Consider the following 5,065-nt stretch of genomic DNA (forward strand, 5'->3'; position numbering starts at 1 on the left):
GTCAGCGAGTTCACGTGGTTGACGTGGGTGTGCACGGCCAGGTTGACGCCGCGCCGCTCGGCGGTGATGGCGACCCGGTTGAGCCCTTCGACCACGTCGCCCTGCAGCCAGTGCTGGGGCAGGCCGGCGAGGGCCTTGGTGGCCAGGCGGATGTCGCGCACGGTCTCGATGTCCAGCAGCCGCATCAGGAACGACTCCAGCTGGTGCCACGGCACGTTCGCCACGTCGCCGCCGGACACCACCACGTCCCGCACGCCCGGGGTGCGCTTCAGGTAGTCGATCATCTGGTCCTGGCGGTCGACCGGCTTGAGCGCCAGCTTGTGCTTGTCGACCGAGGGGGTCGAGTTGCCGACCAGGTCCATCCGCGTGCAGTGGCCGCAGTACTGCGGGCACGTCGACAGCAGCTCCGCCAGCACCTTCGTCGGGTAGCGGTGCGTCAACCCCTCGACGACCCACATCTCCGCCTCGTGCAGGGAGTCGCGTGACGAGTGCGGGTGGTTCGGCCACAGCGGGTCCCGGTCGCTGGCCACCGGCATCATGTAGCGCCGGACGGGGTCCGCCAGGAACGCCTTCGTGAGGTCACCGTCCGTGACCGTCGGCGCCATGGTGTTCAGCATCTGGGGTGGCAGCAGCATCGACATCGTCGCCAGCCGCTCCTGGTCGGCGACCAGGTCCGCGTAGAACGACTCGGCGAGCCGGTCGCCCACCACGGCCCGCAGCTGCCTGACGTTGCGCACGCAGTGGACCCGCTGCCACTGCGCGTCCCGCCACTGCGCCTCCGTCACGTCCCGCCAGCCCGGGAACCGCCGCCAGTCCGGCTCGACCAGCTCTCGCCGGACGTACTCGTACGGTTGTCGCGCGGCCTCGTCCACCGCGTCCGAGATCGACGTGTCGGCCGCCACCCCGTCGTGTAATGCCGTCATCCGTCCTCCTGGTCGCTAGGTTGACGTAAAGATATGCTGCCAGAACGTAGTGCAGACGTAAATCCTTCGGAGGAGGTCGTGTGTGACGTCTCCATACGGGCTACATCGCGTGCTCGATCCGGCGGGGGTGCTGCCGCAGCAAGCGTGGCGGCTGTCGACCGAGGCTGGCTTGTGGCCCGATGAAGTTCTCATCGACGTGGAGCGCCTCAACCTGGACGCGGCCTCCTACCGCCAGCTGCGCGAGGAACACGGCGCACCCGACGCCGTCCGGCGCGCGGTGGTCGAGATCGTCGAGCGGCGCGGGAAGATGCACAACCCGGTCACCGGCTCGGGCGGCATGCTGCTCGGCACCGTGCGCGAGGTGGGGCCGGAGTCGCCCCTGGGGCTCACGCAAGGTGACCGGATTGCCACGTTGGTGTCGCTCACGCTCACCCCGCTGCGCATCGACGACGGCCTCGCGAACTGGTCCGGGGAGAGCGAGCAGGTGCCCTGCCGGGGCACGGCCATCCTGTTCGGCCGGTCCATCGCGGCCGTCCTGCCGGACGACCTGCCGGACGAGCTGGCCCTGTCGGTGTTCGACGTGTGCGGGGCGCCGGCGCTGACCGACCGGGTCGTCCGCGAGGCCGGTTCCGGGTCATCTGTATTGGTTCTGGGCGGGGGCGGCAAGTCGGGCAGCCTGTCGCTGGCGGCGGCCCGGCGCGCGGGCGCGGAGCGGCTGGTCGCGCTCGTGCCAACCGAGACCGAGGCGACCGCGGTGCGCGCGGCCGGGCTCGCCGACGAGGTCGTGGTCGCCGACGCCAGGAACCCGGTCGCGGTCGCGGCGGCGGTGGGCGTGCAGGTCGACGTGACCGTCGTGTGCGTGGACGTGCCGGGCTGCGAGCACGGCGCCGTCCTGGCCACGGCGGACGGCGGCACCATCGTGTTCTTCTCGATGGCCACGTCGTTCTCGGCGGCGGCGCTCGGCGCGGAGGGGCTCGCGGCGGACGTCCGCATGCTCATCGGCAACGGGTTCGTCCCGGGCCACGCGCGGTTCGCGCTCGAGCTGTTCCGCACCACGCCAGGCGTCCGCGAGTTGTTCGAACACCGCGAGCGGCAGACTGGATCGGATCGGAGGAGCCCCTCCGCAGGAGGCGGCCGGGTGCAGGAGGGGAGCGACCAATTCAACACCGCGACACCATGACGACCCTCTACACGAACGCACGCGTCCACGGCGCCGACGCGACCACCATGGCCGTCGAGGGTGGCCGCATCACCTGGCTCGGCCACGCGTACCCCGGTCGACCAGCCACGACGATCGACCTGGACGGCGCGTTCATCGCCCCCGCGTTCGTCGACGCCCACGTGCACGCCACGTCGGCCGGCCTGCTGCACACGGGTCTCGACCTCACGGCCACCGACTCCCTGGCCGACCTCCTCGACGCGGTTCGGGACCGTGCCGGTACGGGTGTACCGCTCTGGGGGCACGGCTGGGACGAGACCCGCTGGCCGGAGCACCGCCCGCCCACCCGCGCCGAACTGGACGCCGTCGCCGGCGGTACACCCGTGTACCTCTCCCGGATCGACGTGCACTCGGCGCTGGTGTCCACCGCACTCGTCGAGCTGGCCCCGACCGCCCGCACGGCGCCGGGCTGGTCCGCCGACGGCCCGCTCGCCCGCGACGCCCACCACCACGTCCGCCGGGCCGCCCGCGACTCGATCACCCCGGAGCAGCGTGCGGAGGCCCAGCTGGCGTTCCTCCGCCACGCCGCGTCGAAGGGCATCGCCTGCGTGCACGAGTGCGCCGGCCCGGACATCTCCGACGCGGACGACCTGGCCGACCTCCTTTCCAGGTCAGGTGACCTGCCAAGGATCGTCGGCTACTGGGGCGCACTCGGCGACCCACCGCCCGGCGTCAGGGGCTCGGCCGGGGACCTGTTCGTCGACGGCGCCCTCGGCTCCCGCACCGCCGCCCTGAGCGAGCCGTACGCGGACCGCCCGGACACCCGCGGCGCCCTCTACCTCGACGCGGAGCGGATCGCCGCGCACGTCGTCGCGTGCACCGAGGCGGGCCGGCAGGCGGGCTTCCACGTGATCGGCGACGCCGCGGTCGCCGAGGTGGTCGCCGGGTTCCAGCTGGCCGAGAAGGTCGTGGGGGACCAGGCGCTCACGAGCGCCCGGCACCGGCTGGAGCACCTGGAGATGGTCACCGCGGAACAGGCCGGTGAGCTGGCCCGGCTCGGCGTGACCGCGTCGGTGCAGCCGCTGTTCGACGCGACCTGGGGCGGCCGCGACGGCATGTACGCCGAACGACTCGGCCCGGACCGGGGCAGCGCGCTGAACCCGTTCGCGACGCTCGTGAAGGAGGGCGTGCCCCTCGCGTTCGGCTCGGACGCGCCGGTCACCCCGGTCGACCCGTGGGCCAGCGTCCGCGCGGCGGTCGAGCACCGCACGCCGGGCTCCGGCCTCGACCGGGACACGGCCTTCACCGCGCACACCGGCGGCGGCTGGGCGGCGGCCGGGGAGACCGGCGGCCTGCTCGACGTCGGCGCGCCCGCGACCTTCGCGGTGTGGCGGGGCGAGACCTGCCTGCGCACAGTCCTGGACGGCAAGACGATCTACGAGGGGGCGTGATGTCAGTGGTGCGTGAGACGATCGAACCGGGGGCCGGCGGCCACGCCATGCTGGACCTGGACCCCGACACCGTCGCGACCGCGCGCCGGCTCGCCGCGCGGGCGGCCGAGCCGGTCATCCGTATCGCCACGGCGCACACCACGGTCGCCGTCGAACGCGCCACGCTGCGGCTCGCGGGCATCACCGGCGCGGACTCGGGTCACCGCGCCGGCGACGTGCCGTGGGTCAACCGCGTGGTCGACACCGTCCGCGAGCACTGCGGCCTCGAACACGGTGTCGTCCTCCCCGCCTTCCACGCGTTGCGCGAACACGACCTGGCGAACCTCACCGAGCTGGCCGAGGCGACCGCCGCCGGCCAGGTCCGGTACCGGGTCCCGGAGGGCCGCGACGCCGACCGCGCCGCGAAGGCGGGGCGGACGGCGGTGGCGAAGGGCCTGCGCACGGTCGACCGCAACCGCGCCCAGCGCGACCGGCTCGTCGCGAAGTACGGCAACCCGCCGCAGCGCCCGTGGATCTACCTGATCGTCGCCACCGGCGACATCGACGAGGACGTCGTCCAGGCCGCCAACGCCGCCCGTGCGGGCGCGGACGTCATCGCGGTGATCCGCTCGACCGGCCAGTCCCTGCTGGACTACGTGCCGGAAGGCGCGACGCACCACGGCTTCGCGGGCACCTACGCCACGCAGGAGAACTTCCGCATCATGCGAGCCGCCATGGACGAGGTGTCCAAGGAGGTCGGCCGCTACATCCGCGTCACGAACTACGCGTCCGGGCTGTGCATGCCGGAGATCGCCGTCCTGGGCGGCCTGCAGCGCCTCGACATGATGCTCAACGACTCCATGTACGGCATCCTGTTCCGCGACATCAACCCGATCCGCACCTTCGTCGACCAGCGGTTCTCCCGCCAGGTCCACGCCCGCGCCGGCATCATCATCAACACCGGCGAGGACAACTACCTCACCACCGCCGACGCGGTCGACGCCGCGCACACGGTCACCGTGTCGCAGCTGCTCAACGAGCACTTCGCGCACGAGGCGGGCCTGCCGGACGAGCTGCTCGGCCTCGGCCACGCGTTCGAGATCAACCCGGCGGTACCGGACTCGTTCCGCCTGGAGCTGGCGCACGCCCTGCTGGCCCGCGAGCTGTTCCCGGACGCGCCGCTGAAGTGGATGCCGCCGACCAAGCACATGACCGGCGACGTGTTCCGCGGCTACCTGCTGGACGGCTTCTTCAACCTCGCCGGGGCGCTGACCGGCCAGGGCATCCTGCTGGTCGGGATGATGACCGAGGCCGTGGTCACCCCGTGGCTGAGCGACCGGGACCTGGCGCTGCGCAACGTCCGGTACGTGCTGAACGCCGCCGGCGGCCTGACCGAGGATTTCCGGCCCCCTCCGGGCGGCTTCATCGACCGGCGCGCCCACACCGTGCTCACCGAGGCCGTCGAGCTGCTGGGGCGGATCGCCGACCACCCGGAGGGCCTGATCCAGGTGATCGCCGACGGCACGTTCGGCATCACCAGGCGCCCGGCGGAC

The 5,065-nt window shown here is 72.6% G+C and carries 4 protein-coding genes; 3 read left to right on the top strand and 1 reads right to left on the bottom strand.

Annotation, left to right across the window (positions count from 1 at the left end):
* Positions 1 to 923: KamA family radical SAM protein (locus tag ACJ73U_RS17500; protein ID WP_407778704.1), on the bottom strand; the 923-nt coding region annotated here is incomplete at its 3' end.
* An 82-nt stretch (positions 924 to 1,005) separates the two neighbouring features.
* Here ACJ73U_RS17500 and ACJ73U_RS17505 point away from each other — a divergent pair.
* From ACJ73U_RS17505 to ACJ73U_RS17515, 3 genes are all read left to right on the top strand, one after another.
* Entirely contained in the window at positions 1,006 to 2,103 is a 1,098-nt protein-coding gene (locus tag ACJ73U_RS17505; protein WP_407778705.1) for an L-erythro-3,5-diaminohexanoate dehydrogenase, read from the top strand.
* Complete coding sequence (locus tag ACJ73U_RS17510) at positions 2,100 to 3,533, top strand: amidohydrolase (RefSeq protein WP_407778706.1); 1,434 nt, start codon at positions 2,100 to 2,102, stop codon at positions 3,531 to 3,533. Before ACJ73U_RS17505 ends, ACJ73U_RS17510 begins: the two co-directional genes overlap by 4 nt.
* Positions 3,533 to 5,065, top strand: a 1,533-nt coding sequence (locus ACJ73U_RS17515; RefSeq protein WP_407778707.1) for a lysine 5,6-aminomutase subunit alpha TIM-barrel domain-containing protein, incomplete at its 3' end; no start/stop codon positions are given. The genes ACJ73U_RS17510 and ACJ73U_RS17515, both read left to right, overlap by 1 nt.

This window comes from Actinophytocola sp. (assembly GCF_045807065.1).
GTDB lineage: Bacteria > Actinomycetota > Actinomycetes > Mycobacteriales > Pseudonocardiaceae > Actinophytocola.

Excerpts from the sequence above, each read along its gene's own strand:
- ACJ73U_RS17510 (WP_407778706.1), top strand. The coding sequence starts at position 2,100 with ATGACGACCCTCTACACGAACGCACGCGTCCACGGCGCCGACGCGACC.